Raw genomic sequence first — 20,757 nt, forward strand, 5'->3', positions numbered from 1 at the left:
TCAGCTCGCCCTTGTCTCTGTGTTAAGTGGCATCGGCTCACCCAAAACGCTATCGCCGAGAATCGTCGTCCGGTGGATCAAGCGTTTAGCACCGGGCTTTACGCCGGGGGCTGAATGCATATAGCGCCAGTTATCCCACAGGATCATGTCGCCCTCCTGCCACGGATGCAGATAAGCAAACTCCGGGCGCGTTACATGAGCCACCAGTTCCGTTAACAGGGCATCACTTTCTGTCTTGCTGACGCCGTCGATACGTTCGACAAACATCGGGCAGACATTAAGAATTTTCTGGCCCGTTTCCGGATGCTCCAGTACCAGCGGATAGCGTGAATCAGGAAAATCGGGAAAGCCTACATCGCTCGGTTTTTGCGGCGCACCGGGCCCGGCCACGTAAGTCGAGGTATCCAGAAAGGGCATTTTGTTGAGGTTAACCTCAAAGCGATAAATGACCTTAAGGCCTTCAATCTTCGCTTTCATGGCATCACTCAAGGCCTCGTATGCCTTTGCCTGATCCGCATAGCCTGTTTGCCCGTCTTCGGCAGGGAGCCTGACAGCGCGCAGGATCGCCCCTCGGTTCGGTTTGGCGGTGTAGACCAGATCCTTGTGCCAGGGCAGGCGACCCACCCACTCTTCGCCATCCCATACCGACACGGGGTTGGTGCGGCTGTCTTCACTGTTCAACTCCATCAACTCGGGATAGTCGCCGCTGCGAATTGTCTTGAGGGGGTGGGCTTCCAACTCACCGAACAGCTTGCTGAAGCGAATCTGGTTTTCCGGGTTTGCATTGCGCCCTCTTACCAACAGCAGGCCATGTTGCAGCCAGAGGTCTTGCAGCTCACGCCGCTCGTCGTCAGCCCACTGCGCAGAAAAATCAAAATCCTCGATTTTTACACCCAACGCATCACACAAGGGTTGTACCGAAAAACTCATGCGTTTACCTCGCTGTAAACTGGCGCCATAAAGGCCTCTCCGTCGAGAGGTTTTAGTTCTCGGAAATGCAATTGCAAAGGCATATCACACGCGGGCGCTACACCCTCGGACAAAAATAATTGCGTTACCAACTGCACGTCGGGCGCATCATCAGGAATAACAATGGCCGGCATATAAGGTACCTCGAACGCGCCATTAATCTGGCGCTGAACCTGCGTCCAGGAAAGCAAACGCGCGCGATCTCCCAGCGGCCGCCAGCTGGAATGCTCGCCACAGCTCGGGCAACTGGCTTCGGGATACCAGATATCGATACGACAGTTTCGACAGCAGCATGTAATCAGTTCGCCGCGACTGGCGGCCTGCCAGAAGGTTTGGATCAGGGCCTGCTCAGACATTTCATTCACCTCTCGCTAAAATCAAGGTGGCGCCTTCATCGGCGGTAAACCCCGCATAGGCCGCACGCCGAACCTGTTCAACCTGATTTTGCGCAGTGCCGCGAATCTGCCTAACGAGTTCAATCACATGGGCGATGCCCAGCACATAGGCGTGCGACAACAACCCGCCGTGGGTATTACAGGGAATCCCACCCTGGGAACGCGGCCGCCGATAGTAAAGCCGGTCGTCGGCAATAAACTCTCCGCCCTCACCTTTCTGGCAAAAGCCCATGTCTTCGACCTGCATCAAGGCGGTACCGGAAAAGCAGTCGTAGACGCCAATGACATCGATATCCTTGGCGCTGATGTCGGCCATGGCATAGGCCCAGGGCGCGGCAAAGGTTTGGGGCGTGGCGGTCAGGTTTTTCTGCTGACTGATATAGGGTGCACCATCAATGCACCCGCGGCCGACCCCTTCGACGATGGCAGGCGTATGCGGAAAATCGGCAGCGCGCTCAGCGGCGCACAGGACAAATGCGCCTGCGCCGTCGGAAATCAGACAACAGTCTTCCACCCGAAACGGGTCTGCCAGCAGGGGGCGCGCGAGATATTGCTCCAGTGACATTTCCCGATCATGCATAACGGCGCCCTTATGGCTATTGGCGTGTCGCCGAAAGGTCAGCGGAATCTGCGCCAACTGCTCGGCGGTGGTGCCAAACTCGTGCATGTGCCGGTGCATAAAGGTCGAAAAATACAGCGGCTGCGGAAACCAGCCGAAGGGCAACTCAAAACCCGCCTTCATCGGCTCACTGGCATGCCAGTCACCCGGGCGCTTGCCCCCCTGTGTGCGCGTGGTCGCCCAGTCGACCGAAAACACATTGACGATGGTGCTGGCCTGTCGATTGCGAATCGCATGGGCTGCCGTGTGGGCACAGGTCGCACCCCAGATCATCGCGCCGCCTTCCTGCGAAAACCAGATGTCTCCCGTGGTATTGAAATGGGCGCGAAAATCATCGGGCGTAATTTGATCGCCAATCCCGGGGCTGATCATCAGCCCATCGACATCATCGGGTTTCAAGCCCGCATCAGCGATTGCCGCGGCGACCGCTTCCAGCGCCATTGCCTTGGCGCTGCGCCCCGAAGGGCCGCTGTATTCCGTCTCGCCAATCCCGACAATGGCGACTTCGCCGCGAATATCGTCCAGCTCGACCGAATGCCCCCAGCTAAACGAGCCGGCGCGCTCCTTTAATTGTTTAATGGTTTGAGCCATCAGCGCTCCACCTCAAACTGTGCCGCTTTTGCATCCCAGGTCTGCTCACTGACTCCGCGCTCGCGCAGCGGGTTTTTCTGCACTTTCTGCGTAGGCGTCATAGGCAGCGAAGACATAAACTCAATATAGCGAGGCACAAAAAAATACGGCGCGTTTTGATTGATGAATCGAGCCAACGCTTCTTCAGACAGCGACTGCCCGGGAGCGACCACCGCTGCCAACATGATCTCGTGCTCGGACTCCAGCTCTGCCGAGGTAACGCCGTAAACCGCAACATTTGCAATCGCCGGGTGACTGCGGGCAATGGATTCAATCGCCACAGAGGACACGCTCCGCCCCTTGTAGCGAATCAAATCCTTCTTGCGATCGACAAAATAAAAATGGCCCGCCTCGTCCTGTTTTAACAGGTCGCCCGTGTGATACCAGCCGTTGTGAAAGGCTTGCTCAGTCGCTTTCGGATTCCTGAAGTAACCGTTGAACAGGACATGAGGCGACTTCTCCCGCACACAAATTTCGCCGGGCTCGCCGACCGGAACCGGCTGATCGTTCTCGTCCAGCAAGGCCACCTCGATATCATCTGCCGGCGTACCCAGTGAATTAGGTGGCCATTCAGTTTGATTGTCGTCATAGCGGCGCATCAGCAGCATGATTTCACTCTGACCAAAGCCCTGGTGAATGGCATTGATGCCAAAACGCTTTTTGAACGGCTCGCGAATGGCGTCCGGCATCGGCACCATCTGGGCACTGCGGACCGGGTTGTCTGCGTCGTTGTCTGCGGGCGGCGCGTTCCACAGGAACATGTGCATGGCACCGAGGGTAAAAACATGGCTAGCCTGATAGAAGCGGGTTCGCTCCCAGAAAATGGACGCCGAAAACACCGGATCCATGGCGCAGGTTGTGCCAGTAACCAGCGCCGGATAGATGCCGGTCACCCAAGCCGCGGAGTTGTAAAGCGGCAGACAGTTGTAGGTGACATCTCCTGCGCTCACCCCGCCCATTTCCGCGGCGCTCAAGGCACTGCGCACCCAGGCATTATGGCTCTGCATCACGCCCTTGGATTTACCGGTGGTGCCGGAAGTCCACATGATGGAAGCGGTATCGCCGTAATCGATATCCGGCGCCTCAAATGCCCTGTCAGAAACCAGCTCCTGACACTCCGCGCTGATCTCCAGAACCGGTGCCGCCAGCGTGACGTCGTCCAGTCGCCCGCGAAAGTCGGCGTCGGTAATAACGAGTGAGGGTTCGCTGTCGTCCAGCGTCTCTTGCAGCCACAGCCCACGGTAATCCGTATTCACCGGTATCCAGTGAACACCCGCGAGATTGGCGGCAAAGGCCAACAGTACAAAATCCGGGCTGGATGACAGATACAGGCAGAGCCGCTCACCCCGCGCCAACCCTCTGGCCTGCATGCCGGCTGCCAAGGCTTTTGCCTTTTCAAAAGCACTGGCATAGGTAATACAACGATCTTCCGCCCGCAGAAAAACCACGTCGGGAGTAGCCGCCGCGTAGTGGGCCAGAATATTTCCCAAGACGCGATTTTCAGGAACCGTGTAATCCAGCAATACCATTACTGGGCCTCCACATAAAACTGCTTTGCCCACTTGCGATAGCGTGCAATCGGACCATCCCCGTCACACAGCTGGGGCGACGGCTCGTAACGCTTGTTTTCCCAGATAAAGGCATCGTCCGTCAACTGGCGATTAACCTCTTTATTAAAGGCCGCGCCAATACGATCAATCTTCGGGTCGCGCTCGGGGTTTTTGTAAGACACATGGAAATACTGAATCACCGTTTCATCATCGACCGGCACATTCGTGGTGAGCATGCAGACGTCGATCAATGTCTGGTAGCGCACTTCCGCCCAGCCAAAACCCACACTGGTAGATTTCAGCGTACCTTCTACCGGGCCGCCGGAACTGGGGAAGGTCTGGGTGCTCTCCATAATCATAAAGTGATCACGGAATTCAAAGTTATCGTATTCCGCCGCACCCGGATGACCGTGCACCGAGACAAAGTGCGCGCCATCCGCCGTGTTTTCACCCATTTCCTGAATACAGGTTTTGATGGTGTGCGCCGTGGAGATCGGTTTTACGTAGGCCGGGTCATCCAGCTCCGCCACAAACGGCAATTCATAGAGAGGATCGGCGCCGTCCGGGTGATACCAGGCCATCACAATGCCGTGACGAATCGCCAGCGGGTAGGTGCGCACGCAGGCCTTTTCATTGAGCCGTTTGGCATAGGGAATTTCGATAACCTTGCCCGCACCATTGAACACCCAGTGATGGAAGGGGCACTTAATGCCCTCGCCCACAACCTCGCCACCCGCCCCGAAATTGGCGCCGAGATGGGGGCAATAGGCATCCTGCAGATGCAATTCGCCGGAGGCAGTGCGCCACATAACCAGGTCACGGCCAAAATAGCGCAGCGGTTTGATCTCGCCGGGTGACACATCCTGTTCGAAACCGACGTGAAACCACCCGAAGGGGATGGGGAAGGGAAAGCGTTTTTCGCGGGCCAGTATCTGACTCATGCAGCCTCCAGAGAGGTTTGATTGACAGCTATGTCAGCCAGACTAGTTTCTGCTAACATAAGTGTCAATGAAATCCCGGTAATGTTGCATGACGGCCCCCAACCGACGCGAACAGCAGAAAGCCGAAACCCGGCAGAGTATCCTTGAAGCGGCAATCGATGCCTTTGCCCGACTCGGCTATGACGGCACCAACTTTCGTGAAATCACACAGCGCTGCGGCGCCGACCGCCCCCTGATTCTCTACCATTTCAAAAACAAGGAAAGCCTCTGGAAGGCTGCCGCGGAACAGGTTGAACTCCGCTTTAGCGAGACTTTCGAGTCACTCTATCAGCCGGAGAAAACCCCGCTAAGCAATGACCGGGAACGCATCCAGCTGTTGATGAGCGCTTTTATCGATACGCTGATCGCGGTGCCAGCCTACGGCCAGATTATGCTCCGCGAAGGCGCCAGCGAGGGTCCGCGCATGGAGTGGCTGGCCCGGCACTTTGCACCGATCAAGGCCCTGCGCATGGAGCTCGACGACGCGGATATCGTCTACCGGGTGCAGCGCACCATCCTGCGCGATATTCTCGGCAGCGTCATGGTGTCATTTGTCACGCTGGGCCCCTTAATGGATCGCTCCCTTGCTCTGGTAACCGGCAGCCCCCAAGCCGGTATTCACCCCCTCGGCCCACAAGCCAAGCAGGCCTTTATCGATTATCTGCTCGCGATGGTGTTCCGGGACGACGCCAATTAGCCCCTCACATTTAGTAAACTTTAATTTTATATTTTGGTAAATATATGTTTATTATATTTACTCTAATCCGTTTACTTTCGTTTGACAGCCGCAACTGTCGAATACGAGGATTTCAGCATGAGCTACGATTGGCAGGCCACACTGATTTTACTGGCGACCCTGACGGTAGTTACCGTCACAGGAAATTTTCTGGTCAAGCGTATTCGTGCCTTCGACGGCATGCGCGACATCAACCGCGAAGAGGATCAACGCAAGATCGCGCAGGACAAATACCCCCCGATCGTTGCCTCAACCCGGAAAATCGGCGGTATCACCAACCTGGTGTTTTACGCGCTCGTGGTGCCTTTTATCGTCACGATAAACAGCCAGCCCCTTTGGAAGATTCTGCTAGATATTGTCGCCATCTTGATGGTGTACGATTTCTTTTATTATCTGACGCACCGCTTCGTGTTTCACGGCAAAGGCTATTTCCGAAAGATCCACGGCCTACACCATCAGGCGCGTAAACCCACCCATATCGATGCCTACTACGTGCACCCGCTGGAGACATTCATCGGCATCGCGTTGTTTATGGGATCAGCGGCCCTGCTGGGGATTTTTATGGGGCCGTTTCATGTGGCGACACTGGCAGTCTGCGTGCTGGTCTTCCAGAATCTCAATGTTATCAATCACTGCCATATCCGCATGGACAGCTTTCCGGGCAGAACACTGAGCTGGATTTCAGTCAAACACGCCAATCACCACAAGGATATGCAACAGGGCAACTACGCCACCATTACCCTGCTGTATGACAAAGTGTTTGGAACGCTGGTCTGACTATTTCAGAGCATCTTCTTCACTGACACGCGGCCGGCTTTCCCGCGTGCCGCGCATGGGGTGGGATTTGGGTGGACGATTGCCGTCGTCGTGACAAAGAACCACATGATCCTCGTGCACCTCGAGCAACACACCAACAAAGGGCATATCGCCAAGACTACCGTCGACGCGGTAACTCACCACATCGCCGGGCTTGAAGGTCTTTTCATCAAAGTTAAATGAGAAAGGGCACTGTTCGTCGCCCGGCTGCACCATATCTTTCATCGATCTGTCCTGTACTGACTCTCTACCAAGCCCCGCTCCGTATCGGCTACTCACCGCGTGGAGAATAAAGAGCTCACGGCCCGCTAATAAGCAACATTGTAGTTCATTAACAGATCGAAACCTACGCCTTCCTCAGAAGGTAACGCAACAGTAATGCGAGGACTTCTGCCCTGAAGGATTCGTCACCCAGAGCCTGCGGACGCTCCCGCAGGGCCGCCGTTAACGCGCCCTCCAGGGTATGACGGGCGAGAAAGGCCTGAACATCCCGATCTCCCACTTGCAGGCGATCCGCGTGCTGCGCCAGAAACTGGCTGAACCAATCGGCCCAGGAGGGATTGGACTCAGCCTGGGTGCGCTGATTCACCCGCTCGCGCACATCCAGTGCCTGATGGTACTGCTGGTAGAAGTCCGGGTTCATTTGATAGAGGCGCTGCAGAAAATCGGCTTCCATAGCAATAATCGCACGCAAGGTATCTTCAAAGGATTCGCTGGAGAGCTTCCAAATACGCTTGAATTCCGCGCTCGCCTGATCGGCCAGCTCCGCCAGCTGATCCTCATAGACTTCTGCCAGCACCGCTTCCTTGTTGGGAAAATACTGGTAGACCGAGGCAATATTGACCCCCGCGACATCGGCAATGCGCTGGGTGGTCAGGCGCTCGGCACCCTCCTCATCAAGAATTTTCAAACAGGCTTCGCGAATGGCTCGCACCAATTCCGCCGAGCGGCTTTGTTTCGGGCGTTTGCGGGCGCGGGGCAGCTCAGTCATGACGGCCCGCTTCCAGAAAAATGTAAGTATTCCTGAGATTTCTCATAAATTCTTTTATTTTCATGCAGTTAAAAACACAAAAACCGCAGTTGTCAGTCGCAAAGGGGCTTTTTAGATTGTAGCCACTAGCCACTTGATCAATCACATTGATGCTTAAGGTAAACCATGTACTTTGACTTTGACTATTACTGGCGCGTTATTCGCTACGTCTGGGGCTTGAAGCAATGGCCCAAACGTCGCCAGCTGCTGTTCCGGCTGCTGGTAATCACACCAATACTGACCCTGTTTCATACCGTCTGTTTTCTGTTGGACTATCTACTGTTTCCCAAACTCTGGTTCCAGCAGGTGAAAACACCGGTGTTTGTGGTCGGCCACGCCCGCAGCGGCACTACCCTGATGCATCGACTGATGTCTGCGGACGGCGATCGTTTCAGCTACTTTCTTTATTGGGAAACCTTTTTCCCCTCCCTGCTGCAGAAAAAAGTCATTCGCCTGCTAGGCAAACTCGACGCCCTGTTCGGCAGCCCTATTTTTAAAAAGCTACAGGCTTGGGATGAGAAAACCTTCGGCCCCTTCCGCCATATGCACGATATGAGCTTGTGGAACTCCGAGGAAGATCAATTTGTGATGCGCGCGGCCTTCGTAACCCAGCAATGGGCGACGGATCTGCCGGTCATGGATGTGATCGATATCTTCCACGTGGACCAGATGCCCGCCAAACGCAAACGCTGGCTGCATCACTATAAAGAGTGCGTCAAACGCCAACTGCTGCTGAATGGGGGCGATAGAATTCACCTGAGCAAAAACCCGGTGATGAGCGGCTGGGTCGGCTCACTGATCGAAACCTTCCCCGATGCCAAAATTGTGGTGATGATGCGCGATCCCAGCCAATGCATTCCAAGCCTTTTGAAACTGGTCGAAAAGTCCTGGCAGCATCAGGGCTGGAAGAAGGCTGACTATCAGTCATCCCTCGACGTACTTCGCAATCTGTCTTTTGAAACCTTCCACAATCCCGCCCAGCAACTGGCGGCCAATCCACAGACCCCACAGATTGTGGTCGACTACCGGGACATTACCCGTTCGCCGCGCGAAACCGTCCATGCCGTGTACAAGGCGCTGGGCCTGGAACTCTCGGAACATTTTGATCGCTATTTGCAGGCGCAGGCCGAGCGCGAGAAAAATCATGCCTCGAAATTTGAATACAGCCTGGGTGAATACGCTCTGACCAGCGACACCATCGAACAGGAATTGAAAGACTTTTACGATCATTATCAGTGGCCTCGCAGCAGCGATGCGGCCTGAGAGATGGAGCACACCATGACCGACGACAATAAGGAAATGAAACAACAACTGCGCGCGGCCTTTGACGACATGATTCAGTTTTTTCAGGAAGCCCGCGATGCCATCGATACGCCCGAGCTTTACCCGGCCCCGCCCACCGAACGCAACCTCGCCGAGGGCTACCGTTATATGCTGGGTTTCATGCTCAGCGGCATAGAGCGCTCGCTGGCCGACCCGCTCTACCCGCGCTTTCGCCGCGCCATCCAGCCCACCAACCGGGCCACGATTGATAACGCCGACGCGGTCTATCTGATGGCGGAAATTGATGGCAACTACAGCTATCGGGTACGGGGAAAAGCCAAGGACACGCGTCATTGGCGCGGTGAACAACCGGCCGACGGAGTGACCGCTCCGCAATATATTATTTTCGAGCTGTCCAGTGGTTACGCCGGGGACTCCGGCAAGCTCTCGGAAATGAAACCCGGCTCACGCATCAATACCGGCACCCTCGACAGCAGTCAGATCGCCGTGGATGCCAATGGTGAATTCGAGATTCTGATCGCCCCGACAAAACCCGTTGGTTACGAGGGTAATTTTATTCCCAGCAAGCGGGTCAGCCACAACACCGAATACGTGGGTCGCTTCCTCACTTGTCGCGAGTTATTCCACGATTGGGAATATCAGGATGTGATGGATCTGGAAATTCTGCGACTCGACTGTGAACAGGACATAAAGCCCCCCATCACCGCCAACGAGGCCGCTCAGTTGATGCGTAATGTCGGCGAAATCGCCCGCAATCAGGTGCATTTCTGGAACGCCTTCAACGCCATCACGCTAGAAACCTATGGCAAAATTCCCGGCGGCATCAGTGACAAGATGGGCATGGATCGGCCCTTTATGCCGGTCAACGATATGAATCCGCCCAACGCCCTCGGCATTGCAACCGGCGGTGGCCAGAGCAGTAATATCTATGCGGGCGGGACGTATCTGTTAGATGACAACGAAGCCCTGATCATCGAAACCCATACCCCAGTAGAACCGGCCTTTATGGGTTTTCATCTGGCCAACCTGTGGGGCGAGTCGCTGGATTTCGAAAGTTACCCCTCGAATATTAATGCCCACTTTCTCGATCGCGATAAGGATGGCGGCTATCGCTGGGTGGTGTGTCACAAGGATCCGGGTATTGCCAACTGGGTAAGCACGACTGGCCTGCCTCACGGTTATACCTCGATGCGCTGGACCTATCCCTCTCCGCCTCCGAAAGAGCAGTGGCCAACGTTAAAAGTCGAGAAAGTAGCCTTCGATGAAATCCGTAGCAAACTGCCTGAGGCAAGAATCGTCAGCGAAGCGGAGCGCGCCGAACAGCGGCTGATCCGACATCGCCATGTGCAGCGTCGTTATCGCCAATACTGAGTTAGGAGCACAATAAAAATGAAAACACTGGAAGGAAAAACCGCCTTTATCACTGGCGCCAGCCGCGGCATCGGCCGCGCCATCGCGCAACGTTTCGCCGCCGAAGGCGCCAATGTCGTGCTCTGCGCGTCGCGACTCGGCGCGCACGGGGACCTTCAAGGCACACTCGAAGAAGCCGTCGATGAGATCAATGCCAGCGGCGGCAAGGCGGCGGCGGAAGTCTGCAACCTGCTCGACGAAGCCGCCCGCGCTGATCTCATCCAACGTGCCAGCCAGCATTTTGGGCCCATCGATATTCTGGTGAATAACGCTGCCACCTCCGTTATGAATATGCCCAGCCTGATCAGCACCAAACACCGCAACCGCATGTTCGACCTGAACGTCAATGTGCCCGTCGAATTAACGCAGCAAGCCCTGCCGGGAATGCGCGAGCGCGGCGCGGGCTGGGTGCTAAATCTTTCCAGCGCCACTACCGACCAACCTGTAGTGCCCTATCGCGACAGCCGTGAAGCGGCCTTAGTCATCGGCGCCTACGGTGCCAGCAAGGCTGCCCTCGCCCGCTACAGTGAAGCACTCGCCCACGAATTAGCACCGGAAAAAATCTACGTGAATACGCTGGCTCCCGAAGCCATCGTCCTCACCTCGGGAGCGGACTATGTGCGCGACATTGCGCGCAAGAATCCGGATATGGTCGAGCCGGTTGAGATGATGGCCGAAGCGGCGCTGGCGTTGTGTTCCAAATCGCTGGTCGGTCTCACGGCTTACAGCCGACAGCTCGTTCACATGCTGGGTCTTGAGGTGATGTCGCTATGTGGTAGCGAGAAAATCGGCGATGCCTTTGCGGCAGCCGATGTGGATGCCACCGCCTGAGACTGGCAATCGACCACCGGCATCCGCAAAATAGGCGGGCATTTACACTAGGACTTAACGACCTTGTACGCCCGCTTTTTTCTACTTTTAGCCATGTTCGCAGCATTGCCAGCCAGTGCCTGCAACCTGTCGGCCTCAACTCTGGTGGCACGGTATACGGTGTCACATACCAATGGCGATTCTCACCCGCTGGTGCTCTGGCGCGCCAATCATCAAGTGGTTCAGCAGCGCCCTGATCGCGGCATCAGCGATTACTGGCAGTGGCTGCGCAACGGCAGCTTTACCCACACCCGCTATTTCGAACACTTTGCCCGTGGCGTGGAAATGCCACTGCAACTGGATGAGTGGTCGCCGCGCTGGCAGCTACTGTCTTCGGAAGCGCTCGAAAAAATGACACTGCAAAGCCAGAAAGGCGACGGCTGCAAACTGACGCAAAAGTATCATCGTCCACTACCGGGCGGCGATTTAACGGTCTGGTGGAACCCCTATCTGAAACTCGTGGTCTTGTTGAACCGGCAAAAGAGCGGCGAATCTACCACCATGAAGCTGGTAGATTTCGATACAGACAGCAAGGTGGTAAGCGAATTTATTGCCGATCTGCAGGAATTGCCGACAAGGCCACTGGCTGAGATTCAGAAAGAAGCGCGATTTATTGATGCCGTGCTAGATCGGGGAGTGAACTGATACCGGCATAAAAATCGTCAGGCCTCAAAGGCAGGCAGAACAACGTGTCCAAAATTTCATGGCAAGCCTTCCCTTATCGCGGTGAACTGGAGTGATCGCAGTTTGATAACAAGAAGGACAGCGCCATGACCCAGCTCGATTACCGTATTTTCGACGCCGACCACCACTACTACGAAGCCGAAGATGCCTTTACTCGCCATATGGATCCAAAAATGCGGCGCCGCTGCATGCAGTGGGCTGACGTTGATGGCAAACGCAAACTCATGGTCGGCGGCAAACTCTGCCCCTTTATTCCCAACCCGACCTTCGATCCGGTCGCCAAGCCCGGCTGCATGGATCAGTTTTTCCGTGCAAAAAACCCGGAAGGTAAAGGGCTAAAGGAACTGTTCGGCGAGCTGGAGCCCATTCGCCCGGAATACCGCGATCGCGACGCCCGGGTGGCGCTGATGGATAAACAGGGCATCGAAGCCATGTTTATGTTCCCGACACTCGGGGTCGGAATGGAACAGGCGCTGAAAGACGATCCCGAGGCTATTTGTGCGGCGTTTTACGCCTTTAACCGCTGGCTCGAAGAAGACTGGGGCTGCAACTATCTGGACCGTATTTTCGCCGCACCCTATATCAGTCTGGTCGATCCGGACTTTGCGGTAAGCGAACTCGAATGGGCGCTTGAGCACGATGTGCGCGTGGTCGTCATGCGCTCGGGCCCGGTGATGCTGCCGACGGGCAACCGCAGTCTCGGCCATCCGGATCACGACAAGTTCTGGGCGCTGGCCTCACAAAGCGGTATTACCGTTGCCTTCCACTCCGGCGACTCCGGTTATCACAGCTTTAATGAATTCTGGGGTGAAGGCGGCCACATGAAGGCCTTCGGCACCTCCCTGCTGGGCAGCGTTCTGAGCGCTAATCCGATTTCCGATACGGTTGCATCGCTGGTGATTGATGGGGTGTTTGACCGTCACCGCAATCTGCGGGTGGCGACCATAGAATCCGGTTCCAGCTGGGTTAAACCCCTGCTCAAGTCATTGGCCAAAACCTACGGCCAGTTTCCCCAGGCCTTTTCCCGCGACCCTGCAGAAACCCTGCGCGAGCACGTGTGGGTCTCCCCTTATTACGAAGACGATTTGCAGGAACTGAAAGCAGCGATCGGCTCGGACCGGATAATTTTTGGCTCGGACTATCCCCACGCAGAAGGCTTGGCCGAACCGGTCAGTTTTATCGAGGATATTGCGGACTTTTCAGCCGACGAGCAGCGACTGATCATGCGGGACAACGGGATGGCGCTGATCCAGCGCCGCCCCGCCTGAAGGTCTGATAACCTGAGAGGCTTACCCTAAGGAATTAATCGCTGGAATCGCCGCCCGTGATATTGCCGGGACGCTGTGGCATGGTGGGGAAGTTCGCCACCTTGCCACTGCTGGCGGGCAGTTCGTGGATCTTGCCGACGCCTTCCTTCTCCACTTCATCGATACGGATAATGGAGTGCATGGGCACGTAGGAGCGAGTGACCTGGGCAAATTCGTTTTTCAACTTCTCTTCACCCGGATTCACGATCATCTGACCTTCCTCGCCGAAGACAAATTCTTCCACTTCGAGAAAGCCGTACATCTCACTCTGGTAAATCGCCTTGGCGTACAGCTCATACACCTGATTCTGGTTGTAGAAAATCACCTTGTAGATGGGCGTTTTACTCATTCGCGTACCTGAAACTCGCTGGATCCGAAAAAAGGGCGGCGATAGTAGCACATTTGCCCATTTGTCGCGCAAAAAATCAGCAATCCCGCTTGGGCGTTTCGGGCCCTCATCTGTATAATGGCCGCCCATTTTATACACAGCGCCTATTAGAGACTGCGCCAACCCGAGACCCTATGGCCGACGCCCCGAAAAAGCTTTACATCAAAACCCACGGTTGCCAGATGAATGAGTACGACTCCGCCCGTATTCAGGACTTGCTGGGGGTATCGCACGGCCTCGAACCTACGGATAACCCGGACGAAGCCGACGTTTTGCTGCTCAATACCTGCTCAATCCGGGAAAAAGCTCAGGAAAAGGTCTTCCACCAACTGGGACGCTGGAAGCAACTCAAAGACAAGAACCCCAATCTGGTGATTGGCGTGGGCGGCTGTGTCGCCAGTCAGGAAGGCTCGGATATCGGCCAGCGCGCTCCTTACGTGGACGTGATCTTTGGCCCCCAGACCCTGCACCGGGTGCCGGACATGCTCAAAAGCCGCAAGCCCGACGGCCCGATTGTGGTGGATGTGACTTTCCCGGAAATCGAGAAATTCGACCGACTGCCTGAACCCTCGGTGGAAGGCCCCAGCGCTTTTGTCTCGATCATGGAAGGCTGTTCCAAATACTGCACGTTTTGCGTGGTGCCCTATACCCGCGGCGAGGAAGTGAGTCGCCCGCTGGAACAGGTGATTGCGGAAGTGGAATCCCTGGCCGAGCGCGGCGTGCGTGAGGTCAATCTGCTGGGACAGAACGTGAATGCCTACCGCGGCGCGACTTCAGATGGCGATATCGTGGATTTCGCCGAGTTGCTGGGCTTTGTCGCGGCCATCCCCGGTATCGATCGCATCCGTTATACCACCTCACACCCGGTGGAGTTCTCCGATGCCTTGATCGAGGCCTACCGACATATTCCCCAGCTGGTGAATCACCTCCACCTGCCGGTACAAAGCGGCTCGGATCGCATTCTCAAGGCCATGAAGCGCGGCCATACCGCTGATGAATACCGGGCTAAAATTGCTAAACTCCGGGAAATTCGCCCCGATATCAGCCTTTCATCCGACTTTATTATCGGCTTCCCGGGGGAGACCGAAGAAGACTTCAGCGAAACCATGCGCCTGATCGGCGATATTGGCTTTGATACCTCTTTCAGCTTTATCTATAGCGCCCGCCCCGGCACCCCGGCGGCCCAGCTGGACGACGATACGCCCGAAGAGGTCAAGAAACAGCGCCTGCAACTGTTGCAGCAGCGCATCGTGCAAAAGGCCCAGGAAATCAGCCAAAGTATGGTGGGCAGCACCCAGACCGTGCTGGTGACCGGTATCTCCAAGAAAGATCCTGGGCAACTTCAGGGCCGTACAGAGAACAACCGCGTGGTGAACTTTAGCGCACAGGATCAATCACTTATCGGCGAGTTTGCCGAAGTGACCATCCGTGAGGCGCTGCCCAACTCCCTGCGCGGAGAGCTCGTCGCCTAAAAAGGTTTGGCGGCACTCAAAACTCGGTTATCCTAAACTTATCGAACACGTCTGCGGGACGGAACAACCGGAAACACTTTGACTTCAACACCAGTACAAACCGTTCTCACCCTCGAACCCAACGATCCTCACTTATTGGCGCAACTCTGCGGCCAGTTTGATGAACACCTGCAGCTGATTGAACAGCGCCTCGGTGTGCGCATTGGCGTGCGCGGCAATGCGCTGGCGCTGGAAGGCAGCCAAAGCGCGGTGGATACAGCGACCGGCGTGATTGAAGGGCTCTACCGCGAGTGCGAAAACGGCGCCGAGCTGAACCCAGAGACCATCCATATCCGCTTGCAGGAAACCGGACTCGAGCAGCCCCGAGAGGGCGAACCCAATGTCGCTGCCCTCTCCCTGATCCGCACCAAGAACGCCACCATCAAGCCACGCGGCAAAAACCAGCAGCTCTATGTGAAGGCGATCAAGGCCAACGATATCAACTTCGGTGTGGGCCCGGCGGGCACAGGAAAAACCTATCTGGCGGTGGCCTGCGCCGTTGAGGCCCTGCTCAATCATCAGGTCGAGCGAATTCTGCTGGTGCGGCCGGCGGTTGAAGCCGGCGAAAAACTGGGCTTTCTGCCCGGCGATCTGGCCCAGAAAATTGACCCCTACCTGCGCCCACTCTACGACGCCCTCTATGAAATGATGGGCTTTGAAGTGGTCAGCAAACTGATTGAGCGCAATGTGATTGAAATTGCGCCGCTGGCCTATATGCGCGGCCGCACGCTGAACAATTCCTATATTCTGCTGGACGAAGCCCAAAACACGACCCGAGAGCAAATGAAGATGTTCCTGACGCGGATCGGTTTTGGCTCCACCGCCATCGTCACCGGCGATGCCACCCAGATCGACCTGCCGCGCGGCACCCCGTCCGGCCTGACCCACGTGCTGAATGTACTGAAAGAAATCGACGGCATCAGCATGACCTTTTTCCAGTCCAAAGACGTGGTGCGCCACCCCTTGGTGCAGCGCATTGTTGAAGCTTACGAGTCCTACAACGGCGACGCCGCTTCCTTCGACAAAACCAAGTCATGAACCTCATCCTCGACCTGCAGAACGCCAGTTCGGTGTCTGCCCCGCCCTCGCTCGCCGACTTTGAGCGCTGGGTTGGCGCGGCCCTGCATGGCCGACGTGATGAAGCCGAAGTGTCCATTCGGCTGGTGGACGAAGACGAGGGGGCGCAACTGAACGCGCAATACCGACAGAAGGACTACGCTACTAATGTCTTGTCCTTTCCGGCGGATCTGCCGCCAGAGCTGGGGCTGCCCCTGCTTGGCGATCTGGTGATCTGCGCGGGCGTGGTGCAGCGCGAGGCTATTGAGCAGGGCAAGCCGGAAATCGCCCACTGGGCACACATGGTGATTCACGGCACCCTGCACCTGATTGGTTACGACCATATTGATGACGCCGATGCCGAGGTGATGGAAGGCCTCGAAATCGGCATTCTGGAAACACTGGAGTTTCCCAACCCCTATCTGGCAAACTAGCCGGCCGGGCTAACTGCAGCCACAAGAAAGCTCCTACAGGAGGACAGCACACAAATTCATGAGCGACGACCGATCTGGCAACGATTCAGGCGATAAATCCTGGATCGAAAAAATTGCTCAGGCCTTCGCCGGCGAACCGAGAAACCGCGACGACCTCGTCGATATTCTGCGCATTGCGCGTCAGAACGAGGTTATCGACAGCGACGTACTCGGCATCATTGAAGGTGCAATGAATGTAGGGGATATGCAGGCGCGGGAAATAATGGTGCCGCGTCCGCAGATGGTGGTGATCAAAGTTGATCAGCCCTTCAACGAAATCCTCTCTCTGATTATCAAATCAGCCCACTCCCGCTATCCCGTGATTGGCGAAAGTGCGGATGAAGTGCTGGGCATCCTGTTGGCAAAAGATCTTTTGCCGCAGCTACTCAAATCCAACCCCGAAGAAATCGACCTGCAGAGTATCCTCCGTCCGGCCACGCTGGTGCCGGAGAGCAAACGGGTGAATGTGCTGCTGCGCGACTTCAGGGAAAAACGCAATCACATGGCCGTGGTCATCGACGAGTATGGTGGTGTGGCCGGTCTCGTGACCATTGAGGACGTGCTGGAGCAGATCGTCGGCGAAATTGAAGACGAGTACGATGAAGACCACGACGCCTTCATTCGTAAAATTGCCGACAACGACTTTATCGTCAAGGCGCTGACCCCCATTGAAGACTTTAACGAGACCTTCAAAACGGAATTCAGCGACGAAGAGTTCGACACCATCGGCGGTATTATTCTGCAACAGCTCGGCCACCTGCCCAGCCGCAATGAAGTCGCCACGATCGAGCGTTGCGAGTTCAAGGTGATCAATGCCGACAACCGGCAAATCCACCTGCTGCGAATGCGTCTGCTCGAAGAAGAAGTCGAAGAGGCCGAGCTGGTTCAGTAGTCGGCTAAATGCTAGGCTCAGCGGCATTCATTGTTTGCTGCTGAGCCTGACTTTATGAGTGACCGCTTTCACCAGTTCGCCCAGCTTCTGGTCGATATCAGTGTTCTATCCATACTGTTTGTCCTGCTTATCGGGCTGATCTACGTTGGCTACCTCTACTGGATCGACGTGCGCCAGACCCAGCACGCCATCCGCCGAAACTACCCCGTTATAGGCCGCTTTCGCTACCTGTTTGAACACCTCGGCGAGTTTTTCCGCCAGTACTTTTTTGCCATGGATCGCGAAGAATTGCCCTTTAACCGGGCCCAGCGTTCGTGGGTTTATCGCGCAGCCAAAAATGTGGATACCACCGTCGCCTTCGGTTCCACGCATCCGATGAATCAGGCCAATGATGTTCTTTTTCTGAACGCCGCGTTTCCCACCTTAAAAGAAGACTTCGTCCCTGCCTCCGCCGTCACCGTCGGTGAAGGCTATTGTGAGAAGCCCTACACCACCGATAAGTTTTTTCATATTTCCGGCATGAGCTTTGGGGCGATTTCCGTTCCCGCCGTTAAGGCGCTGTCGTCCGGCGCCGCGCAGGCCGGCATCTGGCTAAACACCGGCGAAGGCGGTCTGTCACCCTACCATTTAAGCGGCAACTGCGATCTGGTGTTTCAGATGGGTACCGCGAAATACGGTGTTCGCGACCACGAAGGCCAGCTAAGCGACGACAAACTCAAGGAGGTTGCTGGCCACGACTCGGTGCGAATGTTTGAAATCAAATTGAGTCAAGGCGCCAAACCCGGCAAGGGCGGGATTCTCCCCGCCGCCAAAGTCACCGCCGAAATCGCCGCCATTCGCGGTATTCCGGAAGGCCAGGATTCCATCAGCCCCAACGGCCATGTCGAGGCGCGCAATGTGGATGAGCTGCTCGACCTGATCGTGCGGGTCAGGCGCGTTACCGGCAAACCCACCGGCTTCAAGGCTGTGATGGGAGACATACATTGGCTGGATGAGCTGTTCCAGCGCATTACCGAACGCGGGCTCGACAGCGCACCGGATTTTATCACCATCGACAGTGGCGATGGCGGCACCGGCGCCGCCCCTCAGAGTCTGATGGATTATGTCGGCCTCTCGATTCGCCGCAGCCTGCCGCTGGTCGTCGACAAGCTCCATGAGTGGAATCTGCGCCAGCGCATCAAGGTGATTGCCTCGGGTAAACTGGTGAACCCCGCCGACGTGGCCTGGGCTTTGTGTGTGGGCGCTGACTTTATCGTCTCCGCCCGCGGCTTTATGTTTGCCCTTGGTTGCATTCAGGCTTTGCAGTGCAATAAGAACACCTGCCCAACCGGGGTAACAACGCATAACCCGGAGCTACAGAAGGGCTTAGTGCCCGAGAGCAAGGCGGTGCGGGTTGCCAACTACGCCAGCAATCTGATGCAGGAAGTTGGCGTGATCGCTCACTCCTGCGGTGCACGTGAAGCCAGAGAGTTGCAGCGCCGTCACGCGCACATCATTAATGATCGAGGCATTCCTGAACCGCTGGATATCCTCTACCCGGAACCGCGCCCCAAAGCCGGACTGTTTCAGAGCGTCTCGCACGAGAAAACACGCTAATCGCTTGGAAGCCTTCAGGCTCACCGATAGAATGACAAAAACCTCTTTGAGCGCACGGAATGAGTCTTAAAAACGCCAGCCTTACGACCCTCTCACTGATTGCGATGGTGTTGTGTGGCGTTGCCGTAACACTCTCCTTTGCGCCCTTCGGTTTGTGGCCTCTGAGTCTTTTAGCCGCCGCCGTACTCAACCTCGCCCTGGAAAAATCGACTCCCCGCCGCGCGCTCGCGCTTGGCTGGGCTTATGGCGCAGGCCTTTTTGGGAGTGGCGTGTCGTGGATCTATGTGTCCATCCACGACTACGGCTTTACCTCGGCGCCGCTGGCCATCGCTTTTACCGCCATCTTCTGTCTATTTCTCGGTGGCATTCCGGCGCTGGTTGCCTGGGCCTACTGCCGTTGGCTGCGCGATGGCCGCGGCGGGCGCGTGCTAGGCTTTGCCGCCATCTGGCTCCTGTCAGAGTGGATTAGGGTTTGGTTGCTGACTGGCTTCCCCTGGCTTTATCTCGGCTATGCCTATATCGATACACCTCTGGCGGGCTGGGCTCCGATCGGCGGGGTGTTTCTGCTGAGCCTGATGGTCTATTTCTGCGGCGCCTGTCTTGCTCAGGCCCTGCTCTATCGTCGCTATGCCTTGCTACTTGCAGCAGTGGCCCTGTGGGGACTGGGTTATTCACTGCAAAGCGTGGAATGGACCGAGGCTAATGGCCGGGAGCTGAAAATCGCAGCAGTGCAGGCCAATATCACTCAGGATCAGAAGTGGTTGCCGGAGAATTACGAGCCGACGCTAAAACTTTACGACGAGCTGACTCAACCCCTGCTGGGGCAGCACGATGTGGTGATCTGGCCGGAAGCGGCCATTCCCAATTACTACCATATCGCCAAGGACTATCTCGATATGATGGCTGAGATGGCCGAGCAAAGTGATACCGCGCTGGTCACGGGCATCCCCCTGCGCACGCCCGAAGGCGTCTATAACGCACTGGCGGTGCTGACCGGCGGCAGCGGCGTCTATGCCAAGCAGCGGCTGGTGCCCTTTGGCGAGTACGTCCCCCTCGAAGATTGGCTGCGTGGCCTGATCCGCTTTTTCAATCTGCCCATGTCGAGCTTTACCGAAGGTCCCGCCGAGCAAAAACCGCTGATGATCAAGGAGCACACCGTCGCGCCCTACATTTGCTACGAAGTGGTCTACCCGGATTTTCTGGTCAATCAGATGAACGACGCCGAGCTGCTACTGACGGTTTCCAACGATGCCTGGTTTGGTCGTTCCATCGGCCCTAAACAGCATTTCCAGATGGCCCGAATGCGGGCACTGGAGACCGGGCGCGAGCTGATTCGCGCTACCGGCACCGGCACTACCGCGATAATCGACGCCCGCGGCAAGGTCCGCGAGCGCATCGCCCCCTTTGAGCGCAGCGTGCTCAGCACCACGGTAAAAGGCCGTCACGGCAGCACGCCTTTCATGCAGCTGGGATCATGGCCGGTCTGGCTGCTGTGCTTTGCGCTGGTGGCTATTGCCGCCTTTACTCGCCCTGACAATCGCCGCCTTTAGCACTCACTGTC

21 protein-coding genes are annotated in these 20,757 nt (G+C 56.3%); 13 read left to right on the plus strand and 8 right to left on the minus strand.

Features of this window, described 5'->3' with window-relative positions:
• From FHR99_RS05880 to FHR99_RS05900, 5 genes are read right to left on the minus strand one after another with little or no spacing between them, the layout of a single operon-like run.
• On the minus strand, positions 1-930 hold the full coding sequence (locus tag FHR99_RS05880; protein ID WP_183409582.1) for a TauD/TfdA dioxygenase family protein: 930 nt from the start codon (positions 928-930) through the stop codon (positions 1-3).
• A complete protein-coding gene (locus FHR99_RS05885; protein ID WP_183409583.1) occupies positions 927-1,325 on the minus strand; it encodes a Zn-ribbon domain-containing OB-fold protein in 399 nt (132 codons plus the stop codon). Before FHR99_RS05885 ends, FHR99_RS05880 begins: the two co-directional genes overlap by 4 nt.
• A gap of 1 nt (position 1,326) precedes the next feature.
• Positions 1,327-2,574, minus strand: a complete 1,248-nt coding sequence (locus FHR99_RS05890; protein WP_183409584.1) for a thiolase family protein — start codon at positions 2,572-2,574, stop codon at positions 1,327-1,329.
• Positions 2,574-4,142, minus strand: a complete 1,569-nt coding sequence (locus FHR99_RS05895) for an AMP-binding protein (RefSeq protein ID WP_183409585.1) — start codon at positions 4,140-4,142, stop codon at positions 2,574-2,576. The genes FHR99_RS05890 and FHR99_RS05895 overlap by 1 nt, the downstream gene beginning before the upstream one ends.
• Positions 4,142-5,104, minus strand: coding sequence for a Rieske 2Fe-2S domain-containing protein (locus tag FHR99_RS05900; RefSeq protein ID WP_183409586.1), 963 nt, complete (start codon positions 5,102-5,104; stop codon positions 4,142-4,144). Before FHR99_RS05900 ends, FHR99_RS05895 begins: the two co-directional genes overlap by 1 nt.
• Positions 5,105-5,192: 88 nt before the next feature.
• On the opposite strand from FHR99_RS05900, the gene FHR99_RS05905 reads away from it, so the two are divergent.
• Entirely contained in the window at positions 5,193-5,840 is a 648-nt protein-coding gene (locus FHR99_RS05905; protein ID WP_183409587.1) for a TetR/AcrR family transcriptional regulator, read from the plus strand.
• 117 nt (positions 5,841-5,957) lie between these two features.
• Entirely contained in the window at positions 5,958-6,656 is a 699-nt protein-coding gene (locus tag FHR99_RS05910; RefSeq protein WP_183409588.1) for a sterol desaturase family protein, read from the plus strand.
• Here FHR99_RS05910 and FHR99_RS05915 read toward each other — a convergent pair whose 3' ends face one another.
• Both FHR99_RS05915 and FHR99_RS05920 read right to left on the minus strand, forming a co-directional pair.
• Entirely contained in the window at positions 6,657-6,911 is a 255-nt protein-coding gene (locus FHR99_RS05915; protein ID WP_425488614.1) for a reeler domain-containing protein, read from the minus strand. It lies immediately after the preceding gene.
• 130 nt (positions 6,912-7,041) lie between these two features.
• Positions 7,042-7,686, minus strand: coding sequence for a TetR/AcrR family transcriptional regulator (locus FHR99_RS05920; RefSeq protein WP_183409590.1), 645 nt, complete (start codon positions 7,684-7,686; stop codon positions 7,042-7,044).
• Between the two features lie 165 nt (positions 7,687-7,851).
• Here FHR99_RS05920 and FHR99_RS05925 point away from each other — a divergent pair, with 165 nt between their 5' ends.
• From FHR99_RS05925 to FHR99_RS05945, 5 genes are all read left to right on the plus strand, one after another.
• Complete coding sequence (locus tag FHR99_RS05925) at positions 7,852-8,988, plus strand: sulfotransferase family protein (RefSeq protein WP_183409591.1); 1,137 nt, start codon at positions 7,852-7,854, stop codon at positions 8,986-8,988.
• A gap of 15 nt (positions 8,989-9,003) precedes the next feature.
• Positions 9,004-10,380 (plus strand): hypothetical protein, encoded by a 1,377-nt coding sequence (locus tag FHR99_RS05930; RefSeq protein ID WP_183409592.1) that lies wholly within the window; start codon positions 9,004-9,006, stop codon positions 10,378-10,380.
• An 18-nt stretch (positions 10,381-10,398) separates the two neighbouring features.
• On the plus strand, positions 10,399-11,250 hold the full coding sequence (locus FHR99_RS05935) for an SDR family NAD(P)-dependent oxidoreductase (RefSeq protein WP_183409593.1): 852 nt from the start codon (positions 10,399-10,401) through the stop codon (positions 11,248-11,250).
• Between the two features lie 63 nt (positions 11,251-11,313).
• Entirely contained in the window at positions 11,314-11,934 is a 621-nt protein-coding gene (locus tag FHR99_RS05940) for a hypothetical protein (protein WP_183409594.1), read from the plus strand.
• Between the two features lie 125 nt (positions 11,935-12,059).
• On the plus strand, positions 12,060-13,241 hold the full coding sequence (locus FHR99_RS05945; RefSeq protein WP_183409595.1) for an amidohydrolase family protein: 1,182 nt from the start codon (positions 12,060-12,062) through the stop codon (positions 13,239-13,241).
• 34 nt (positions 13,242-13,275) lie between these two features.
• Here the strand turns inward: FHR99_RS05945 and FHR99_RS05950 are convergent, their stop codons facing one another.
• Positions 13,276-13,629 (minus strand): DUF1820 family protein, encoded by a 354-nt coding sequence (locus FHR99_RS05950; protein WP_183409596.1) that lies wholly within the window; start codon positions 13,627-13,629, stop codon positions 13,276-13,278.
• Between the two features lie 173 nt (positions 13,630-13,802).
• On the opposite strand from FHR99_RS05950, the gene miaB reads away from it, so the two are divergent.
• The 6 genes from miaB to lnt all read left to right on the plus strand — a co-directional run bounded on the left by miaB (position 13,803) and on the right by lnt (position 20,746).
• Positions 13,803-15,140, plus strand: coding sequence for a tRNA (N6-isopentenyl adenosine(37)-C2)-methylthiotransferase MiaB (gene miaB / locus FHR99_RS05955; RefSeq protein WP_183409597.1), 1,338 nt, complete (start codon positions 13,803-13,805; stop codon positions 15,138-15,140).
• A 78-nt stretch (positions 15,141-15,218) separates the two neighbouring features.
• Positions 15,219-16,217 (plus strand): PhoH family protein, encoded by a 999-nt coding sequence (locus FHR99_RS05960; protein ID WP_183409598.1) that lies wholly within the window; start codon positions 15,219-15,221, stop codon positions 16,215-16,217.
• Positions 16,214-16,669: an rRNA maturation RNase YbeY gene (ybeY, locus tag FHR99_RS05965; RefSeq protein ID WP_183409599.1), complete on the plus strand. Its 456-nt coding sequence runs from the start codon at positions 16,214-16,216 to the stop codon at positions 16,667-16,669. The genes FHR99_RS05960 and ybeY overlap by 4 nt, the downstream gene beginning before the upstream one ends.
• 58 nt (positions 16,670-16,727) lie before the next feature.
• Positions 16,728-17,600 carry a CorC family transporter gene (locus FHR99_RS05970; RefSeq protein ID WP_183409600.1) on the plus strand — a complete coding sequence of 291 codons (873 nt, stop codon included), beginning with the start codon at positions 16,728-16,730 and terminating at the stop codon, positions 17,598-17,600.
• 54 nt (positions 17,601-17,654) lie between these two features.
• On the plus strand, positions 17,655-19,196 hold the full coding sequence (locus FHR99_RS05975) for an FMN-binding glutamate synthase family protein (RefSeq protein ID WP_183409601.1): 1,542 nt from the start codon (positions 17,655-17,657) through the stop codon (positions 19,194-19,196).
• A gap of 59 nt (positions 19,197-19,255) precedes the next feature.
• The gene (gene lnt, locus FHR99_RS05980) at positions 19,256-20,746 is read left to right on the plus strand and encodes an apolipoprotein N-acyltransferase (RefSeq protein ID WP_183409602.1); all 1,491 of its coding nucleotides are present in this window, start codon (positions 19,256-19,258) and stop codon (positions 20,744-20,746) included.
• Positions 20,747-20,757 lie beyond the last annotated feature (11 nt).

The organism is Litorivivens lipolytica (assembly GCF_014191715.1).
GTDB classification, from domain to species: Bacteria; Pseudomonadota; Gammaproteobacteria; order Pseudomonadales; family Spongiibacteraceae; genus Litorivivens; species Litorivivens lipolytica.

Excerpts from the sequence above, each read along its gene's own strand:
- FHR99_RS05880 (WP_183409582.1), bottom strand. The coding sequence starts at position 930 with ATGAGTTTTTCGGTACAACCCTTGTGTGATGCGTTGGGTGTAAAAATC.
- FHR99_RS05885 (WP_183409583.1), bottom strand. The coding sequence starts at position 1,325 with ATGTCTGAGCAGGCCCTGATCCAAACCTTCTGGCAGGCCGCCAGTCGC.
- FHR99_RS05890 (WP_183409584.1), bottom strand. The coding sequence starts at position 2,574 with ATGGCTCAAACCATTAAACAATTAAAGGAGCGCGCCGGCTCGTTTAGC.
- FHR99_RS05895 (WP_183409585.1), bottom strand. The coding sequence starts at position 4,142 with ATGGTATTGCTGGATTACACGGTTCCTGAAAATCGCGTCTTGGGAAAT.
- FHR99_RS05900 (WP_183409586.1), bottom strand. The coding sequence starts at position 5,104 with ATGAGTCAGATACTGGCCCGCGAAAAACGCTTTCCCTTCCCCATCCCC.
- FHR99_RS05905 (WP_183409587.1), top strand. The coding sequence starts at position 5,193 with ATGACGGCCCCCAACCGACGCGAACAGCAGAAAGCCGAAACCCGGCAG.
- FHR99_RS05910 (WP_183409588.1), top strand. The coding sequence starts at position 5,958 with ATGAGCTACGATTGGCAGGCCACACTGATTTTACTGGCGACCCTGACG.
- FHR99_RS05915 (WP_425488614.1), bottom strand. The coding sequence starts at position 6,911 with ATGGTGCAGCCGGGCGACGAACAGTGCCCTTTCTCATTTAACTTTGAT.
- FHR99_RS05920 (WP_183409590.1), bottom strand. The coding sequence starts at position 7,686 with ATGACTGAGCTGCCCCGCGCCCGCAAACGCCCGAAACAAAGCCGCTCG.
- FHR99_RS05925 (WP_183409591.1), top strand. The coding sequence starts at position 7,852 with ATGTACTTTGACTTTGACTATTACTGGCGCGTTATTCGCTACGTCTGG.
- FHR99_RS05930 (WP_183409592.1), top strand. The coding sequence starts at position 9,004 with ATGACCGACGACAATAAGGAAATGAAACAACAACTGCGCGCGGCCTTT.
- FHR99_RS05935 (WP_183409593.1), top strand. The coding sequence starts at position 10,399 with ATGAAAACACTGGAAGGAAAAACCGCCTTTATCACTGGCGCCAGCCGC.
- FHR99_RS05945 (WP_183409595.1), top strand. The coding sequence starts at position 12,060 with ATGACCCAGCTCGATTACCGTATTTTCGACGCCGACCACCACTACTAC.
- FHR99_RS05950 (WP_183409596.1), bottom strand. The coding sequence starts at position 13,629 with ATGAGTAAAACGCCCATCTACAAGGTGATTTTCTACAACCAGAATCAG.
- miaB (WP_183409597.1), top strand. The coding sequence starts at position 13,803 with ATGGCCGACGCCCCGAAAAAGCTTTACATCAAAACCCACGGTTGCCAG.
- ybeY (WP_183409599.1), top strand. The coding sequence starts at position 16,214 with ATGAACCTCATCCTCGACCTGCAGAACGCCAGTTCGGTGTCTGCCCCG.
- FHR99_RS05970 (WP_183409600.1), top strand. The coding sequence starts at position 16,728 with ATGAGCGACGACCGATCTGGCAACGATTCAGGCGATAAATCCTGGATC.
- FHR99_RS05975 (WP_183409601.1), top strand. The coding sequence starts at position 17,655 with ATGAGTGACCGCTTTCACCAGTTCGCCCAGCTTCTGGTCGATATCAGT.
- lnt (WP_183409602.1), top strand. The coding sequence starts at position 19,256 with ATGAGTCTTAAAAACGCCAGCCTTACGACCCTCTCACTGATTGCGATG.